Origin of the sequence: Rummeliibacillus sp. TYF005, from assembly GCF_003844195.1 — a bacterium.
In the GTDB taxonomy this organism is placed as follows: domain Bacteria; phylum Bacillota; class Bacilli; order Bacillales_A; family Planococcaceae; genus Rummeliibacillus.
The window spans coordinates 1-17,682 of record NZ_ML122563.1; the positions used below are offsets into that span (position 1 = coordinate 1).

The following is a 17,682-nucleotide window of genomic DNA, read 5'->3' on the forward strand; positions in this document are numbered from 1 at the left end:
CGAACACAGAAGTTAAGCTCTTTAGCGCCAATGGTAGTTGGGGGCTGTCCCCCTGCGAGAGTAGGACGTTGCTAGGCACACTAAAAACACAGCTGTTTATTCAGTTGTGTTTTTTTCGTATATTCAGAAATGGAATCTATTGCTTACTTATTTGGTTGTATCTTTTAATGAATATCGTATTTGTTGAGTACATTCTTATAATTTTATTTCTTTAGGGCACCATAGTGAATAATAACAAACGAGGTGATTAATCGAATGGAAAATAAGACTTACAAACAGAAGGAAATTATCAAATTAAGAGAACTAATTAAAAATATCGATACAGCAATGTTCACAACAAATTCTGAAGATGGTTTAGTTTCACGCCCAATGAAAACACAGGAAGTTGAATTTGATGGAGATCTATGGTTTTTCACAAAAAAAGAGACAGATAAGTATCGTGAGATTCTCCAAAATTCAGATGTCAATGTAACTTATGCAGGGAAATCTTATGTATCAGTACGTGGAAAGGCTGAAATTGTAGAGGACATAAATAAAAAGAAAGAATTATGGAACGCTGCTTATGAAAAGTTAATGGAAACAAGTTATGATGATCCAAATGTTATACTATTGAAAGTAAAAGTGGAAACTGCTGAATATTGGGAAACTGGGAATATGGTCAAACAGATGATTTATTTTTATCAAAAGATAACTGGTAATAATTCTTATAATGAGAAGATGAATGAAACCATTTCATTGAATTAATTTTGAATATTCTAATTTTAAAAGCCGCTATATTTAAATAAGGCGGCTTTTTTCTGATAGAAAAGTAATTATTAAGAAGGGTATTGTTAAAATTATATATTTTTGATAAAATTAACATTGTCAGAAAGAAGGTCCGGTAGTTCAGCTGGTTAGAATGCCTGCCTGTCACGCANGACCGCCATTTATCTTAAATGTTCATGCAAACACAGCTAAGAGGCTGTGTTATTTTTTTGTGTTTAGAGAAATACAGCTCGTTCACTTTGAACATTTTTGTAGGTTTAGGTAAACTATAATTAATGTGAAGCTGAGAGGACGAAGACAAATGGAAATAATGGTTGCTTCATTAGAAGAAACGAACCAATTGGCATTAAAGTTAGCTAAATTATTACAAGCACAAGATACGATTACGTTAGAAGGAGATCTTGGTGCGGGTAAAACCACGTTTACGCAATTTTTAGCAAAAGGATTAGGGATTAAACGGACTGTGAATAGCCCAACATTTACAATTTTAAAGCAATATGAGGGACGCATACCCTTTAATCATTTAGATGTCTATCGTTTAGCAGATAGTGATGAAGATCTTGGATGGGATGAAATTTTTTATGGAGATGCTGTATCTGTCGTAGAATGGGCACACTTAATAGAACAAGATCTACCTGCTGAGCGTTTGGCAATTGAGATTCAACGTGTTGATGAAAATACAAGACGATTTTTATTGAAACCAATTGGTCAGCATTATGAACAATTGTGTGAGGAGTTAATAAAATGATTTGGTTAGGTATAGATACTGCAAATTCGCCTTTGGCTGTTGCTATCGTTAAAGATGGACAAATACTTACAGCTGAAGTAACGAATATTAAAGTTAATCATTCTGCTGGTGTAATGCCAGCGATTGAACATATTTTTAAGAAGGTCAGCATTTCTCCGAAAGAGATAGATGCAATTGCTGTTAGTCAAGGACCTGGTTCATATACAGGTGTTCGTATTGGTGTTACCATTGCAAAAACTTTATCATGGACATTGCAAAAGCCTTTAGTAGGAGTCTCAAGTTTACAAGTTCTTGCAGCAAATGCTGCAATGTTCCAAGGTATTATTTGTTCTCTAATCGATGCTAGACGTCAAAATGTTTATGCTGCTGCATATGATTCCACGATGGGACTTGCTCCGATTGTGGAGGATGGTCATTACAGTATGCTTGGATTATTAGAACAACTTAAAGAAATAGGAAAGCCGGTTCTTTTTGTAGGACATGATGTTGATAATTTTTGGGGGTTGATCCAACAAGAGTTAGGAAATAGTGCAATAAGAGCACCTTATGCTCTCGACTTACCGAGTGCAGCACAGCTTATTCATCTTGCGGAACAACAAGAGTTACCATCGATTGATGCTACACATACCTTCGTGCCAAAATATTGTCGCTTAGCAGAAGCAGAGGCAAATTGGTTGAAAGAACAGAAAGGCAAACAATAGGTGAGTGGATGATTACGTATCGACAAATGACTATTGATGATGTAGAGGCAGTACATCGTATTGAGGAGTCCGTCTTTGCTACACCTTGGACAATGGATGCCTTTTATCATGAAATGACAACAAATACACAAGCCTCATATGTCGTTGCTGTGGATGAAACAAATTCAATCGTAGGTTTTTGTGGAATGTGGATTGTTTTAGATGAAAGTCAAATTACGAATGTCGCTGTTCTACCTGCTGGTAGAGGAAAAGGCACTGGTGAAGGTTTAATGCGCGAAGCAATTCGAATTGCAAAGGAACATGGCGTCGTCTTAATGAGTTTGGAAGTCCGTGTAACTAATATTGTCGCGCAGAATTTATACCGGAAACTTGGATTTCAAGAAGGCGGTATTCGTAAAGGTTACTATACTGATAATCAAGAGGATGCTCTTGTCATGTGGGTGAATTTATAATGGAAAAAGATTTATATATATTAGGTATTGAAAGTAGTTGTGATGAAACCGCTGCTTCAATTGTAAAGAATGGTCATGAGATTGTTTCCAATGTGGTAGCATCTCAAATAGAAAGTCATAAACGTTTTGGTGGAGTTGTTCCTGAAATTGCTTCCCGCCATCATGTTGAACAAGTAACAATTGTAATTGAAGAAGCACTTCTACAAGCAAATATGAAACCTGAAGATTTGGATGCAGTTTGTGTGACAGAAGGGCCTGGGCTCGTAGGTGCATTATTAATAGGTATTAATGCTGCGAAGGCTTTTGCTTTTGCTAACAATTTACCGTTAGTTGGGGTGCATCATATAGCAGGTCATATTTATGCTAATGCATTAATCCAACCTATGGAATTCCCATTGTTAGCGTTAGTCGTATCTGGCGGTCATACAGAGCTTGTTCTTATGAAGAATGATGGTTGTTTTGAGTTAATTGGAGAAACACGTGATGATGCTGCTGGTGAAGCTTATGATAAAGTAGCGCGTGTGTTAAATATTCCATATCCAGGTGGACCTAAAATCGATCAACTAGCTCACGAGAGTGATGGAGCAGTAGATTTTCCTCGCGTTTGGTTAGACCACGATTCATATGATTTTAGTTTTAGTGGATTAAAATCTGCTGTTATTAATTATAAGCATAATGCAGATCAGCGTGGAGAAGAGATTAACCCGATGCATGTAGCAAAAGGTTTTCAAGATAGTGTTGTAGAGGTATTAACTGCAAAAACATTACGAGCAGCGCGTGAATTTAATGTTAAGCAAGTTATCGCAGCTGGTGGTGTCTCTGCAAACAAAGGTTTGCGGACAGCATTGGAAGAAGCCTTTGAAAAAGAAGGTATTCCTTTCTATGTACCACCATTAAAATTGTGCACAGATAATGCGGCAATGATCGCAGCTGCTGGTTCATCTATGTTTAAAGCAGGTAAACGAAGTGATCTTACTCTAAATGGACGTCCAGGTTTAGAATTAGTCTCATGGAATAAATAAGTTTATTAAAAGTTGAGGTTATCGCTATAAGTCGATAACCTTTTTCTTTGCAAAAATAATAAGAAAATTCTAAAATAGTCCACAGTTTGTTGATAAGTTGTGGATAAAATGTGTGTTTTCTATATATAGTAGTAAGTTTTTCACAATTATCTGTGCGTAACTTATATAAAATCTGTGGATAATGTGGAAAAGTATTTTCAACCATTGAAATATAAAGGTTTATAATGTGTATAAATTTGTGGAGAAAAAAATGATGAATATTTAGTATTGACCAATATATAGACAATATATACAGCAATTCGACAAATAATTCATGATAAAATTTTCTTGATCTTTTATTTGAGACGTTGAAGTTGATCTGTTATCTTAAAAAATAACGATAAAAGGCTACTAAATGTATTAGCACATGGACATTTAGTAGCCTTTTTAAATATTGAATTATACAAATTCCTCAAGTTGCTCATTTAGTTCTAGCCACTCTAATTCAATTTCTTCACGTTGTTCTTTAATTGTTTCTAACTCAGTTTGTAATATCATTACTTTTTCATGGTTTTGGAAAATTTCTGGATCACAAAGTTGCTCTTCTATAGTTTTAATTTGAAGATCCAAGTCACTTAGTGAGACTTCAATTTCTTCAATACGTCTTCTTATTTTGCGTTCCTTTTTCTTTGCTTCTTTATCGATTTGGTTATTCTTTTGTTTTTTTACGACAGTATCTTGAATTTGGGGAATTGCTGCTAATTTTTCGGCTGCAATTTCTTCAAGTTCTTTTTTCTTTTCAATATAGTAATCGTAGTCGCCGAGATATTCAGTTGCTCCGTCATTTGATAGTTCAACAACCTTTGTGGCAATGCGGTTGATAAAGTAACGGTCATGAGATACAAAAAGTAATGTACCAGGATAGTCAATAAGAGCATTTTCTAAAACCTCTTTACTATCCAAGTCTAAATGGTTAGTCGGTTCATCTAGTATAAGTAAATTTGACTTTTGTAGCATTAGTTTTGCTAATGAAAGTCGTGCTTTTTCGCCACCGGATAAATCGTGAACAATCTTATCTACATCTTCACCTGAGAATAGGAAACGACCAAGGACAGTACGAATATCTTTTTCATTCATTAAAGGCCATTCATCCCAAAGCTCTTTTAAAACTGTTTTATTACTTGTTAGTTTGGCTAGTTCTTGATCATAGTAACCAATTTGAACATTGGTTCCATAGTGAATATCGCCAGCAAGTGCTTGTTTATCTTTTACAATTGTCTTCAGTAAAGTGGATTTTCCAACCCCATTTGGTCCAACGAGGGCGATACGATCTTGTCTGTATAAGCGCATTTGAATATTAGTTGAAATTGCATGATTGTCATATCCAATAGATAGGTCATTAATAGATAGGACATCATTTCCACTTTGTCGATTTATATCAAAAGTAAAAGTTGCAGATTTTTCATCGCCATCAGGTGCATCCATCCACTCTGTTTTTTCAAGAACTTTGCGTCGGCTTTGAGCTAACTTTGTTGTTGAGGCACGCGCAAGGTTTTTTTGGATAAAAGTCTCAAGCTTTGCCTTTTCTCCTTGTTGTTTTTCATAGAGCTTACGATCACGTTCATAGTTCTTTGCCTTTTCACTTAGATAATCACTATAATTACCAGTGAATTTTGTGACGTGATGACGAGAAACTTCATATACAATTGAAACAACTTGATCTAAGAAATATCGGTCATGAGATACAATAAGAATAGCGCCATCATAATTTTTTAAGAAGTTTTCTAACCAGCTTAATGTTTCGATATCTAGATGGTTTGTAGGTTCATCGAGAATTAATAATTCAGGCTTACTTATTAGTAACTTAGCGAGAGCAAGTCGCGTCCTTTGCCCACCTGATAAGGAAGAAATCTTCTGATCATAGCTGTCAGGATAGAATTGCATACCGTGAAGAATAGATCTTGTATCAGCTTCGTATTGGTAACCACCTTGCTCTTTAAAATCATGTTGGAGTTGGTCGTATTCAGCCATTATTTTAGAGTAGGAATCTGCGTCTTCAAAAATTGAAGGCTCAGCCATTTTCTGCTCTAATTTTCTAAGTTTTTGTTCTTGCTTTTTTAATGGTTCGAAAACTGTCATCATTTCTTCCCAAATAGTAAGGGGAGATTCAAGGCCTGCATGTTGATCTAAGTAACCTAGTCGAATATCTTTTGGCATAATAATATCGCCGGAATCATAAGAAAGCTTTCCGGCAATTATTTTTAATAGTGTGGATTTACCTGCACCATTACGACCAACTAGTGCTACGCGATCCCGGTGCTGCACTTCGAGTTTAACGCCGCTTAAAATCTCATCGGCAATATATGATTTATATAATTGATTGACCTGTAATACGATCATATTAGACACCTCAGTTCAATTCTAGTTTAATGGAAGATACATATGTGTGCAACGAGAATAGCTTTACAGATAGCCAATCCTCATGTACTATTGAATGGATTTCGAATTGATTGTAGGAGGAAAAATTGTGAAAGCTTCAAACAAAATACCACAAGCTACTACAAAAAGACTTCCTCTTTACTATCGCTTCATCCTAAACTTTGCTGAAGCAGGACAAGTAAGAATTTCTTCTAAAGAACTAAGTGAAGCAATGAAAATCGATTCGGCAACCATTCGTCGTGATTTTTCATACTTTGGGGCTCTCGGTAAAAAAGGATACGGATATGATGTTCAATATTTACTAGATGTTTTTAGACAGGTATTAGACCAAGATGAACGAATGAATGTAGCGATAATAGGGGTAGGAAATCTCGGTAGTGCTTTGCTAAAATATAATTTTCAGAAGAGCCATAATATGAAAATTGTTGTGGCATTTGATACGAGTGGTACACCGGAAGGGAAATATATTAATGATATTCCGGTTTATCCACCAGATCTATTAGAAGAGAAATTTGCAGAATATAATGTGGAATTACCAATTTTAACTGTACCAGCTCGTTCAGCACAATTTATGACAGATAGGTTAGTAGCAATAGGGGTGAAGGGAATATTGAATTTTACTCCAGTTAGATTAAGTGTGCCGGACTATGTTAGAGTACATACTATTGACCTTACAATTGAATTGCAAACTTTAAGCTATTTTATGCGTAATGATAAGTAGTGACGTAAAATATTCACAAATAGGGTACTAGTATAAATGGTAAAAAATATAATTTTGGGTTAAAATAAAGTCATATTATGAGGAGGTGTCTGTAATGGGAATTGGTGCTGGGAGCGCTATTATCATAGGGATTGTTGCCATACTAATTTTCGGACCGAAGAAACTACCAGAGCTTGGTAAAGCAATGGGATCTACTCTCCGTGAATTTAAAAACGCTACTAAAGGTTTAGCGGATGATGACGAAACAACAAAAAAAGTGTCTGAATCTGCAAAAACTGAAGATAAATAAGTTGGGATGTTAGTTGAATGAATAATACTGAACTAACTGTTGTTGAACATATAGAAGAGTTAAGAAAGCGGCTATATATTGTTGCCGTTTTCTTTGTGGTTGCTGTTATAGGTAGTTTCTTTTTAGCAGAGCCATTAATCCATTTCTTACAATATAGCAGTGAAGCAAAGAAACTACAGCTTCATGCATTTAAAATAACAGATCCTGTTAAAATCTATTTTCAAGTAATATTTATACTGGCTACTGTTATAACATCGCCTATTATCTTATATCAATTTTGGGCTTTTATCAGTCCGGGATTATATGCCAAAGAACGTAGGGCAACATTAAGATATATTCCTTACATTGTACTATTGTTTGTTGGTGGTGTACTGTTCTCATATGAAATTCTATTTCCATATATCATCAATTTTATGGAGAAGATGTCTTCAGAATTAGATGTACAACAAACAATTGGTATCAATGAATATTTCCAATTTTTAATACAGATTACTTTACCTTTCGGGATTGTTTTTGAGTTACCTGTGGTTGTACTATTTTTAACTCGTTTAGGAATTATTACACCACAAATGTTAAGTAAGGTACGTAAGTATGCTTACTTTATCTTGTTAGTTGTAGCTGACTTAATTACACCAACTGATGTTGTATCGCTATTTATCGTAGCGATTCCGTTATGTGTCTTATATGAGATTAGTATAATAATATCTCGTATAGGGTATCGAAAATATTTGAAAGCTGAACAACAACGTCAAATGGATCTTGCAATTAGTTCCATAGAAGAAAATCCTTCTATCAAATAGATAGAAGGATTTTCTTCTTTTCTGGAGAATTATCTAGATTATTGCATTTGTTGAAGTTGTTTTATGAATTCGTTGATCGGTTCTCTATAAAATTGAACGATAGTTATAAATCCATTTAACATCATGTGAGCAATAATAGATGTGATAATTCGTTTTGTCTTATGGTAAAGGAATGCGAATATAAAGCCAGATATTGCATATATTATGATGTGTGGAAAATCTAGGTGAATTATGGCAAAGACAATTGAACTAACTAGGGCAGCAACAAAGAAATTAGTAGTTTGTACGAGTGACCCAAATATAACGCGTCGGAATACAAACTCTTCAAGAACTGGCCCAAAAAAGACAATTGCAATGATTATAATCGGTGCAACATCAGTTATTGATAAAAGACTAGCAGTATTTTCAGAACCTTGTTTAATACCTAAATTACTCTCTATAATAGCACCAATAGACTGCCCAATCATTACCATAAAGAATCCTATAATTCCCCATAGAATAGATATAGGAAGGGAAGCTTTGTTACCTTTATAGATTTTCCAAAAGTTTGAGTCACGTGAAACTAATAGTATGGAAATGATAAGAGCAATACCCATACTAATAAAGGTGTACCAACCATTTGTAGTTAAAATAAGTTCATTTTTGCTCAATTCAGGATTACGACCTTGGATAAAGTGAAATAATGGTCGTATGAAAAAGAAACCAGATAGTTGCATTAAGATATAAACCAGTAAAATATATAACGCTGTTTTTTGGGATTTCAAAATCAGAACCCTCTCTAAATTGCTTAATTTACTTCATTTTAAAATATAAACGGATAAAAACAAAATTTTTTATGCTTCATACTTGCAAAAACAATTGTAATTCATTAATATAATAATTGTGTTAGCACTCAATAAGAAGGAGTGCTAATAATATATAAAATATATTTACTCATAATTCTAGGAGGTTGTTTCAATTGTTAAAACCATTAGGCGATCGTATCATTATCGAAGTTATCGAAGCTGAAGAAAAAACTGCATTCGGTATCGTGCTACCAGACTCTGCAAAAGAGAAACCTCAAGAAGGTAAAGTTGTTGCAGTTGGTACTGGATTCTTAACAGATGGTGGTAATGTAGTGCCACTTAACGTAAAAGAAGGCGACAACATCATCTTCTCTAAATACTCAGGTACAGAAGTAAAATACGAAGGTAAAGACTTCTTAATTCTTCGTGAATCAGACGTTCTAGCAGTCGTTGAATAATAAATTAATGATCAAATAAAAAATAGATAAATTATTAGGAGGTTTTTTAAAATGGCAAAAGATATTCGTTTTAGTGAAGACGCTCGTAGCGCTATGTTAAAAGGTGTAGATAAACTAGCTAACGCAGTAAAAGTAACATTAGGACCTAAAGGACGTAACGTTGTTCTTGAAAAAAAATTCGGTTCACCATTAATTACAAATGATGGTGTAACAATTGCCAAAGAAATCGAACTTGAAGATCCATACGAAAACATGGGTGCAAAACTTGTTTCAGAAGTAGCATCTAAAACAAACGAAATCGCTGGTGACGGTACTACTACTGCAACAGTTTTAGCTCAAGCAATGATTCGTGAAGGCTTGAAAAACGTTACAGCTGGTGCTAACCCAGTCGGCATTCGTAAAGGTATCGACAAAGCAGTTGCAGCAGCAATTACTGAATTAAAAACAATTTCTAAGCCAGTAGAAAACAAAGAAGCTATTGCACAAGTAGCTGCAATTTCTTCAGCTGACGATGAAGTCGGTGAACTAATCGCAGAAGCTATGGAACGTGTTGGCAACGACGGTGTTATCACAATTGAAGAATCAAAAGGTTTCACTACAGAATTAGATGTAGTTGAAGGTATGCAATTCGACCGTGGTTACCTATCTCACTACATGGTAACTGATACAGATAAAATGGAAGCTGTTTTAGATAATCCATATATCTTAATCACTGACAAAAAAATCTCTAACATTCAAGAAATCTTACCAGTGCTTGAACAAGTTGTTCAACAAAGCAAACCATTATTAATCATTGCAGAAGATGTAGAAGGTGAAGCACTAACTACATTAATCCTAAACAAACTTCGCGGTACATTCAACGTAGTAGCTGTTAAAGCTCCTGGATTTGGTGATCGTCGTAAAGCAATGTTAGAAGATATTGCAATCTTAACTGGTGGCCAAGTAATCACTGAAGAAATTGGTTTAGACTTGAAACAAACTTCAATTGAAATGCTTGGACACGCAGGCAAAGTTGTTGTAACAAAAGATCATACAACAATCGTCGAAGGTTCAGGCAGCGCAGATACAATCGAAGCTCGCGTTGCACAAATCCGTGCACAATATGAAGAATCTACTTCAGAATTCGATAAAGAAAAATTACAAGAACGTCTTGCAAAACTAGCTGGTGGCGTAGCAGTCATCAAAGTTGGTGCTGCAACTGAAACAGAATTAAAAGAACGTAAATTACGTATTGAAGATGCTCTAAACTCAACTCGTGCAGCAGTAGAAGAAGGTATTGTTGCTGGTGGTGGTACTGCACTAGTAAGTGTTTACAACAAAGTAGCTGAAGTTGGCGCTGTTGAAACTGGTGACGTAGCAACTGGTGTAAAAATCGTTCTACGTGCTCTAGAAGAACCAGTTCGTCAAATCGCAAACAACGCTGGCCTTGAAGGTTCAATCATCGTTGATCGCTTAAAACGTGAAGAAGTAGGTACTGGTTTCAACGCTGCAAATGGCGAATGGGTAAATATGATCGATGCTGGTATTGTTGACCCAACAAAAGTAACTCGTTCTGCTCTTCAAAATGCAGCATCTGTAGCAGCTCTATTATTAACTACAGAAGCAGTAGTAGCTGACATTCCAGAACCAACTCCAGCTCCAGCAATGCCTGATATGGGCGGCATGGGCGGTATGATGTAATACCAAAGTTTAGACGATATTCAATTCAGTTTGAATTGTTCTAAATTTAAGCCTTTCGTTCCTTCTATAAAAAGTAGTATTACTTATAGATGAATCGTAAATCAAAAGCCATCTCTCACAAAAAATTGAGAGGTGGCTTTTTTACACATCAATTAGGATGGCTTTAAACAGCTAAAAGTAAACGTAAATGCTGTGAGAATTACTAAATTGAATGTATCGAATATTAATATATTTCAAAAATAATAATAAATGTGTCGATGCTTAGCATAGAAATATAAGATATAATATAGACAGTATGTTAGAATGGGGGATTAGTAGATGGATGTTCTCGACCTTCTCGATCAATTAGATCAGATTGAAATATTGTTTGAACCGATTTTTAGTGCAGATGAGCATGTCATAGTTGCTTATGAAGTAATTGGCCAATTGAACAATGATACTCACAATTTCAATATTGTTGAATTTACATATGATGAAACAGTTCCAGCTGATATTCGTGCAGAAGTGGAACAAATTTTGATAAAAAAGGCGATAGAACTCGCGACTGATGCATTGAAAGAAACGAATCTCTATATACCATGTAATCCAAATTTGTTGATGTTGGACTTCGGTGAAGCCTATTTTAAAACGCTAACCGATTTAGTAGAGGAAAGTCTTTTACCACATATTTATTTACAAATTCCAATGCAAAAATTTAAAGGGGATATCAATCAATTTAGACATCCAATATACTATATTAAGACATACGGAGTAAAAACTGTCATGGCTGATATTGGACCTGACAGTAAATTGGATCAAATTTTACTTTTAGAACCTTCAGTATTGAAAATGGAAGTGAGTGGCCTTGATTATGACGCTTGGGGAACTCAAAATCATATGTTCACCACTATTCAGTCCATTGCAGTTAAAATGGGTGCAGCATTTATGTTTGATAATATTAAAACGAGCTATGAGTTGCATTATGCTTGGAAAAACGGAGCGCGCTATTTTAAAGGTGCCTATTTAGAAAAACCATCTAATCAATTTCTTAATCGTGACATTTTAAAGACACGTTTTAGAAGCGAATGTCAGCAATTTATTTCGACTGAGAAAAAGATTTTGGCTTTAAAATACGAAGAGATAAATAATCTTCAAAAGCACATTACAACGATGGTAAAGCAGATTAGTCCTACGAGTTTGAATATTGAAAGTCTTTATGAACTGGCTGAAAAATTAGAAAATTACGCCTTTCGATTGTACATTTGTAATGATGAAGGTTTTCAAATTTCACCTAATATCGTTAGACTAAACAATGAATGGAATATAGAAGAACAGGCAATAGGAAAAAATTGGAGTTGGCGTCCTTATTTTCTTCTGAATATTATAAAATTGCAAAATCATGCAAAAGGTGATTTATCCACTATATATAGCGATATTCAAACTGGTGAGCTAACTCGTACCTATTCAATGGCTTTAAATGAGCATGAATTTTTATTTGTGGATATTACGTATAGTTATTTAATGCAACATAATATTGTAAATTAAATCATTCCTAGTGTAAAAAAGTCTCTTATCGAAGTTTTATTCGATAAGGGCTTTTTATTTGGAAAAGAATATAAACAGGGCCATAAAATATTTTCGGTATATTCTCTGTTTTAGTATTAAATTTTCCTAAATGCAGAAGATAAGTTTGATTCTTATCATTTGTTGAAGGAGGTGTAATATCCATGGAAGTATTAAAAAGAATAGCTTTAGCTTTAGTAATTATTGGGGCTATCAACTGGGGTCTAATTGGGTTTTTTAGATATGATTTAGTATCAAACCTATTTGGAGGAGAAAGCGCCTTTTTATCAAGAGTCATTTTTGGTCTTGTAGGTTTAAGCGGTCTGGTTTGTATAAGTCTTTTATTTGCTCCTTTGGATAGTGAAGAACATACAGAATCAGAACGCCAATACGGAAGAAATTCTGAATTGTCCACTGAATTTGGTGAAGAAGCAGATTTTACAGATGTCAAAGATAAAGACGACAACAAATAGTAAGAATCCTAAAGCCATGCGAATGCATGGCTTTCTGTTTTAAGAATTTAAACGATAAATAGACCAAGCTAATGTGGTAGCTATAAGAGACCATATTAAGTAGGGGATTAGCAATAGAGCGGCAAGTCCTGAATATTGAGTGGTTGAATAAATAAGTAAAATATTAGTGATGACAACTACAAGTGTATCCAGAAAAGCTAAGTCGAGTTTTTTGGCGGTAAATTGGAAAAAGCTAAAGGCTTGATTGGCTAAATAATTGATAAGCCATAATAGGATAAACGAAATGCTTGTACTTTTTAATCCCATTTTATATTGAATAATAGCTAGTGACAATGCGATTAATGCATATAAAATGCCCCAAATCATTCCTATTGTTTTACCAGAGGGTGTCCAAGAGGGCTTTTTTAACGATGCATACCATGTACGATCAACAGGAAATAGAATTCCGGAAAGACTAAACAGTAAATACACGACAATAAAGACTAAAATAGCCGATAAAATTTTACCCACCTCCAAGATATTTGACTAGCTACTAATTATTTGTATGCATTGAAATGCATTTTATTAGTAAAGATTGGATTTATCTTTTGGAGGCATCATATATTTTTCGTTCATCTGTATAAACAGATTGTTAATGCAAATTATAAAGGGGAATCAAAGGATAAATGAGAGGAGCGTTATAATATGGACAACATACGAGAGGGGTTAATACCAGCAATACTTGGAACTGCTGTAACAACTACTGGAGTGGCATTGCGAAATAATAGAAGTATAACACCTTGGATTCGAGGATCCATCATAGGCTTTGGTTTAGCACATGTTGTGCTAGGGGCCATTGATTTAGTCGAGCATCGTAACTAAGATTCAAAAGTAAAGGATAGATGGAATAGGAGAGTAACATCCTATTCTCATCTATCCTTATTTATGTGGGGTAAGCCGATTAAAAATGCTACGTCGTGTAGCAAGTTGTCCTAGAAAGTTACATTCCTTTATCCGATTAAGTAAAGTATTCCAACTTTGCGTTTGGAAAAAATTCGTTCATATAACTGTATAAGTTGCTCTTCATCTCTTCTTCTTCATCTTTTTGATAAATGTACTTTCCAATACCATACTTTCCCCATTTATAACGTCTTTTTTCTTCGTCTAGTTCAAGTTTTGTCTTAGGATAATTTTTTTCAATTACTCTTTTGGCAGGTTTGGTAAAACGATGTTGGATAAATTCAAATGTTATATCATCACGTACTTCAAGAGGTAACTCATCATTAAGACGTTCAAACATATGATAGTAACCTTCTTGCCAACCATCATGAAGGTATATAGGTGCAACGATGAAACCGAGTGGATATCCTGCTCGAGCTACTTTACCAGCAGCTTCGATACGTTTAGCTAGTGGAGAGGTTCCTGGCTCAAAGTTCTTGATAACATAATCAGCATTAATACTAAAACGAAATCTTGTATTTCCATTGTGTTTGGCATCTAGAAGATGATCTACATGATGAAATTTTGTTACAAACCTCAAACGTCCAAGCTCTGTTTGTCCAAAATGTTCTATGGCTCTTTTTAATGTATGAGTTAAATGATCGATTCCTACAATATCCGATGTACAAGCAGCCTCAAATCGAGTTATTTCTGGTGCACGCTCTTCTATATAATTGTCTGCAGCAGCAAGAATTTCATCTACATTTACATAGGTACGGATATAAGGTTTACTTCCCATAGTCGTTTGCAAATAACAATAATGACAGTGTCCCATACAACCGGTAGCAAACGGGATAGCATATTCTGCAGAAGGTTTTGAAGTATCGAATTTTAATGTTTTTCGTAAGCCAACTACTAATGTTGATTTGGCATTACGATATTTTTGAAAGTCGTTTTCTCCAGGCAGATTACGGACTTGGTTGTGTGATGTGGTATATCTTATTTCTATATTTAGTTTTGTGAATTTGTCAAAAAGTTCTTTTCCTAATGGATAGTCTAATGCGTTTGGTTCAAAGTAAACCAGTTTTGGCATAAAAGGATCATTCATATTATCACCATTTTCTTTTATTTCTTCAAGGAGGATTGAATGTGCTTTATGATTAAGTGTTACCTTTTGAGTTTGAATTATGTTTTCTTTCTATTGGAAAAATAAAATTTGTTAAGGACTTTGGAAAGTATAATTATCCTCTTTATGAGGAAAGGTAAGTTAGAAAGAATATGGAAGGAGTAGAGAAAATGAGCAATGAACAATTAAAAGAAAAGGTACTCAAACTAATTTCGCATCATAAAAATGGTGTTCTCTCAACAGTTGAAAATAATAAGCCCCATTCAAGGTATATGACATTTTATAATGATCATTTCACTTTGTTTACACCAACTAAATTGAATCAAGAAAAAATAGAAGAAATCGAAAACAACAACGCAGTTTCTGTACTGCTTGGTTATGAAGGAAATGGACTAAGTGATGAGTATGTAGAAATTTCTGGAGTAGCTGAGCTAAATAAATCTCAAGATTTAAAAACAAAGTTTTGGGAAGAATCATTTAAACAATGGTTTGAAGGTCCTGATGATCCGAACTATGTATTTATTCAGATACAACCGAAAATTATACGTTTATTAAATACTCAAGGTGTTCCATCTGAAGAATTGGTTTTATAGAAGTTAAACATGTCCATATATTATAAAAGACTCTTCTAGTCATTCTTTAGATGAAAAGAAGAGCCTTATTCTTAATTACCATTCTACTGTAGAGCTTGAAATTCGTTTGACACCACGAAGTGAGGCAATGTCCTCTATAAGTTTATGCATGGCAAGATTCTTTTGTTTAGCTTCAATAATAACGTCTATATCTTGATCGTTTAGTTTAGCCATTTCTAAAAAGGGTAAGACAAAATCAAATGAAACGAAATCTGCATGAGCACGATAAAACTGATCTGACTTAGGTGAAGAAAGGTGAACTTTTGGATTTTTATTTGTTCTATGCCAAGTATCATAGATCCTTTGCAAATAATGTGACAGGGTTATATCTCCTCTATTTGCCATATAGTGATGATAATCTAAAATCATAGGTATATGTTCCTTTTCACAAGTAGTAAGCGTTTCTTCAACATTATAGGTTTTATCATCATTTTCTAATGTCATTATCATTTTTATCTCTGATGGTAATTTCTTTATATTTTGATGGAATTGTCTTAAGGCGATGGATTTATCCCCATAAGCGCCTCCGATGTGTATGTTTATATTTCCGATATTTGTTATGCCCATAGCTTCGAGCATTTTATAATGATATTCCATATCTTTTATAGCATTATAGGTTACATCATCACGTGGACTAGTAAAAATCGTAAACTGATTGGGGTGGAAGCTAGGGGATAGTTTAAAATGATGTATCAGTTGTCCAATCTCTTTCCATTGGTCTTTTAAGGGGGTAATATAATCCCACATCACTTCTGGATGAGTAGCTAAAGGAACGAGTGCACTTGAAAATCGATATAAATTGATTTCATGAGCGATATTATAATGTAAAATTCTTTTTGTATGTGCTAAATTTTGGGTTGTAATAGATATTAATTTATCCAGTCGTTGGTCTTTTGGTAGAGCAGAATAACGGGCAAAAGTTAAAGTTTTTGATGGACTTGCATCCCATAATCCCAATGCGTTCGCTACATAACCAAAACGAATTTTCATATTTTAACTCCCTATACTAATGGAAAACCCCGATTGGGTATAATAAATGTACGCCATTCGGGGTTGTTCTTTGTTATTGTAGCTTATTATTTTGGACTAATTTAACAACACAACTTGCAAGTGCTTCTTTTTCGCTTTCAGAAGCAACTCCCCACATATCGGAAAGTACTCTTTGTTGTAAGTTTTTTGGATCAACATTATTCGCTAAATACTCTCCAATTTGTACAGCTGCTTGTTGGATTACATGATTGGGCATACCAGCATCTTCAGCTTTGTCTACATTTTGACCTAAAAATGATGTCCATTGTTGCCAATTCTCTAAAATAGGCATATAAATCCCTCCTTTATGCTTGTAGTATGTGCTTCATCCCGTACTATATGTACGAAATCTTTAAAGAATTTTTTAAAAGGAAAAGTCTCTAAAAATTGCAGACCTATAATTACGGTATACAATGTGGAAAATTCAAGATACTAATTCATGATCAATTGAACTTAACATCTTTTCGATCTTCTCTTCACCGGCTTTTACCCATCGACTTTTATCTCTTATATGCCCATCCTTATCAATAGGATCTTGAAATTGACTAAGTCCGCCTGTAACAGTTAATAATGAGTTCTCGTCATAATCTAAGCCAAGATTTACAACGTGTTTGATCACAAAAGGTCTCTCAAATTGTATATATGCTGAATAATGATCTAGTTCTCCATCAATTACTCTAAAGGGCATTCGAAGATAAACGGTTTCCCCATCTTCCCGATAGAGAATGGAATCGAATTTTCCTTCATGATATTCAAAATTAGAGCAGAAACTACATCCGAATGATTCGAAAACATCTCGAATATAGCCAAACTCAGTTTTTTTACCTTCAATACGTGATTCAAATAGTATCATAGTAATCACCTCTGTTAGAATTTACTATTACTATTCTTAACAAAATAATAAAAATCATTCTAAAAATTTTATAATGTTTTATAGAAGCTTATAGCTTTTGAATAAAAATGCCATCACCCTCAAGCCATTCGGCTAAAAAAACATCTTTATAATTAGAAATATTATGAGAGGAAAGTTGCTTTTTTAACCAAACTTCATTGTATCCGCTCATCTTTTAAAAGCTTTCCATCACGAATAATTGTAACAGGGGCATGTACAGATTTTTGGGGG

Annotated in this window: 21 protein-coding genes; 14 read left to right on the forward strand and 7 right to left on the reverse strand. The window is 34.3% G+C overall.

Annotation, left to right across the window (positions count from 1 at the left end):
• The first annotated feature begins 255 nt into the window (after positions 1–255).
• The 5 genes from CW357_RS11525 to tsaD all read left to right on the forward strand — a co-directional run bounded on the left by CW357_RS11525 (position 256) and on the right by tsaD (position 3,688).
• The gene (locus CW357_RS11525; protein ID WP_119415853.1) at positions 256–744 is read left to right on the forward strand and encodes a pyridoxamine 5'-phosphate oxidase family protein; all 489 of its coding nucleotides are present in this window, start codon (positions 256–258) and stop codon (positions 742–744) included.
• A 322-nt stretch (positions 745–1,066) separates the two neighbouring features.
• Positions 1,067–1,513, forward strand: a complete 447-nt coding sequence (gene tsaE / locus CW357_RS11530) for a tRNA (adenosine(37)-N6)-threonylcarbamoyltransferase complex ATPase subunit type 1 TsaE (protein ID WP_119415852.1) — start codon at positions 1,067–1,069, stop codon at positions 1,511–1,513.
• Positions 1,510–2,214: a tRNA (adenosine(37)-N6)-threonylcarbamoyltransferase complex dimerization subunit type 1 TsaB gene (gene tsaB / locus CW357_RS11535; protein WP_119415851.1), complete on the forward strand. Its 705-nt coding sequence runs from the start codon at positions 1,510–1,512 to the stop codon at positions 2,212–2,214. Before tsaE ends, tsaB begins: the two co-directional genes overlap by 4 nt.
• 8 nt (positions 2,215–2,222) lie before the next feature.
• On the forward strand, positions 2,223–2,666 hold the full coding sequence (gene rimI, locus CW357_RS11540) for a ribosomal protein S18-alanine N-acetyltransferase (protein ID WP_119415858.1): 444 nt from the start codon (positions 2,223–2,225) through the stop codon (positions 2,664–2,666).
• Positions 2,666–3,688, forward strand: a complete 1,023-nt coding sequence (gene tsaD / locus CW357_RS11545; protein ID WP_119415850.1) for a tRNA (adenosine(37)-N6)-threonylcarbamoyltransferase complex transferase subunit TsaD — start codon at positions 2,666–2,668, stop codon at positions 3,686–3,688. The genes rimI and tsaD overlap by 1 nt, the downstream gene beginning before the upstream one ends.
• 438 nt (positions 3,689–4,126) lie before the next feature.
• Here tsaD and CW357_RS11550 read toward each other — a convergent pair whose 3' ends face one another.
• Entirely contained in the window at positions 4,127–6,067 is a 1,941-nt protein-coding gene (locus CW357_RS11550; RefSeq protein WP_124218135.1) for an ABC-F family ATP-binding cassette domain-containing protein, read from the reverse strand.
• A 127-nt stretch (positions 6,068–6,194) separates the two neighbouring features.
• Between CW357_RS11550 and CW357_RS11555 the strand changes: the two genes are divergently transcribed.
• From CW357_RS11555 to tatC, 3 genes are all read left to right on the forward strand, one after another.
• A complete protein-coding gene (locus CW357_RS11555) occupies positions 6,195–6,827 on the forward strand; it encodes a redox-sensing transcriptional repressor Rex (RefSeq protein WP_124218136.1) in 633 nt (210 codons plus the stop codon).
• A 94-nt stretch (positions 6,828–6,921) separates the two neighbouring features.
• The gene (gene tatA / locus CW357_RS11560; protein ID WP_119415847.1) at positions 6,922–7,116 is read left to right on the forward strand and encodes a twin-arginine translocase TatA/TatE family subunit; all 195 of its coding nucleotides are present in this window, start codon (positions 6,922–6,924) and stop codon (positions 7,114–7,116) included.
• Between the two features lie 17 nt (positions 7,117–7,133).
• Positions 7,134–7,916, forward strand: coding sequence for a twin-arginine translocase subunit TatC (tatC, locus tag CW357_RS11565; RefSeq protein ID WP_119415846.1), 783 nt, complete (start codon positions 7,134–7,136; stop codon positions 7,914–7,916).
• A 38-nt stretch (positions 7,917–7,954) separates the two neighbouring features.
• On the opposite strand, the gene CW357_RS11570 is transcribed toward tatC, so the two are convergent.
• On the reverse strand, positions 7,955–8,680 hold the full coding sequence (locus CW357_RS11570; RefSeq protein WP_241155083.1) for a CPBP family intramembrane glutamic endopeptidase: 726 nt from the start codon (positions 8,678–8,680) through the stop codon (positions 7,955–7,957).
• Between the two features lie 194 nt (positions 8,681–8,874).
• Here CW357_RS11570 and groES point away from each other — a divergent pair, with 194 nt between their 5' ends.
• From groES to CW357_RS11590, 4 genes are all read left to right on the forward strand, one after another.
• Positions 8,875–9,159 carry a co-chaperone GroES gene (gene groES, locus CW357_RS11575; RefSeq protein WP_119415845.1) on the forward strand — a complete coding sequence of 95 codons (285 nt, stop codon included), beginning with the start codon at positions 8,875–8,877 and terminating at the stop codon, positions 9,157–9,159.
• Positions 9,160–9,210: 51 nt separating this feature from the next.
• Positions 9,211–10,839 carry a chaperonin GroEL gene (gene groL / locus CW357_RS11580; RefSeq protein ID WP_119415844.1) on the forward strand — a complete coding sequence of 543 codons (1,629 nt, stop codon included), beginning with the start codon at positions 9,211–9,213 and terminating at the stop codon, positions 10,837–10,839.
• A 318-nt stretch (positions 10,840–11,157) separates the two neighbouring features.
• Positions 11,158–12,363 carry an EAL-associated domain-containing protein gene (locus CW357_RS11585; RefSeq protein ID WP_119415843.1) on the forward strand — a complete coding sequence of 402 codons (1,206 nt, stop codon included), beginning with the start codon at positions 11,158–11,160 and terminating at the stop codon, positions 12,361–12,363.
• A 182-nt stretch (positions 12,364–12,545) separates the two neighbouring features.
• Positions 12,546–12,854 carry a DUF378 domain-containing protein gene (locus CW357_RS11590; protein ID WP_124218137.1) on the forward strand — a complete coding sequence of 103 codons (309 nt, stop codon included), beginning with the start codon at positions 12,546–12,548 and terminating at the stop codon, positions 12,852–12,854.
• Positions 12,855–12,893: 39 nt separating this feature from the next.
• Here the strand turns inward: CW357_RS11590 and CW357_RS11595 are convergent, their stop codons facing one another.
• Complete coding sequence (locus CW357_RS11595) at positions 12,894–13,364, reverse strand: TspO/MBR family protein (RefSeq protein ID WP_119415856.1); 471 nt, start codon at positions 13,362–13,364, stop codon at positions 12,894–12,896.
• Positions 13,365–13,538: 174 nt separating this feature from the next.
• Here CW357_RS11595 and CW357_RS11600 point away from each other — a divergent pair, with 174 nt between their 5' ends.
• A complete protein-coding gene (locus CW357_RS11600; RefSeq protein ID WP_119415841.1) occupies positions 13,539–13,715 on the forward strand; it encodes an asparagine synthase in 177 nt (58 codons plus the stop codon).
• Positions 13,716–13,851: 136 nt separating this feature from the next.
• Here the strand turns inward: CW357_RS11600 and splB are convergent, their stop codons facing one another.
• A complete protein-coding gene (splB, locus tag CW357_RS11605; RefSeq protein ID WP_119415840.1) occupies positions 13,852–14,880 on the reverse strand; it encodes a spore photoproduct lyase in 1,029 nt (342 codons plus the stop codon).
• A gap of 188 nt (positions 14,881–15,068) precedes the next feature.
• Here splB and CW357_RS11610 point away from each other — a divergent pair, with 188 nt between their 5' ends.
• Positions 15,069–15,491: a pyridoxamine 5'-phosphate oxidase family protein gene (locus CW357_RS11610; RefSeq protein ID WP_119415839.1), complete on the forward strand. Its 423-nt coding sequence runs from the start codon at positions 15,069–15,071 to the stop codon at positions 15,489–15,491.
• Positions 15,492–15,566: 75 nt separating this feature from the next.
• On the opposite strand, the gene uvsE is transcribed toward CW357_RS11610, so the two are convergent.
• From uvsE to CW357_RS11625, 3 genes are all read right to left on the reverse strand, one after another.
• Entirely contained in the window at positions 15,567–16,520 is a 954-nt protein-coding gene (uvsE, locus tag CW357_RS11615; RefSeq protein WP_119415838.1) for a UV DNA damage repair endonuclease UvsE, read from the reverse strand.
• Positions 16,521–16,593: 73 nt separating this feature from the next.
• The gene (locus tag CW357_RS11620) at positions 16,594–16,851 is read right to left on the reverse strand and encodes a DUF3243 domain-containing protein (protein ID WP_119415837.1); all 258 of its coding nucleotides are present in this window, start codon (positions 16,849–16,851) and stop codon (positions 16,594–16,596) included.
• A gap of 132 nt (positions 16,852–16,983) precedes the next feature.
• On the reverse strand, positions 16,984–17,412 hold the full coding sequence (locus tag CW357_RS11625; RefSeq protein WP_119415836.1) for a YugN family protein: 429 nt from the start codon (positions 17,410–17,412) through the stop codon (positions 16,984–16,986).
• Positions 17,413–17,682 lie beyond the last annotated feature (270 nt).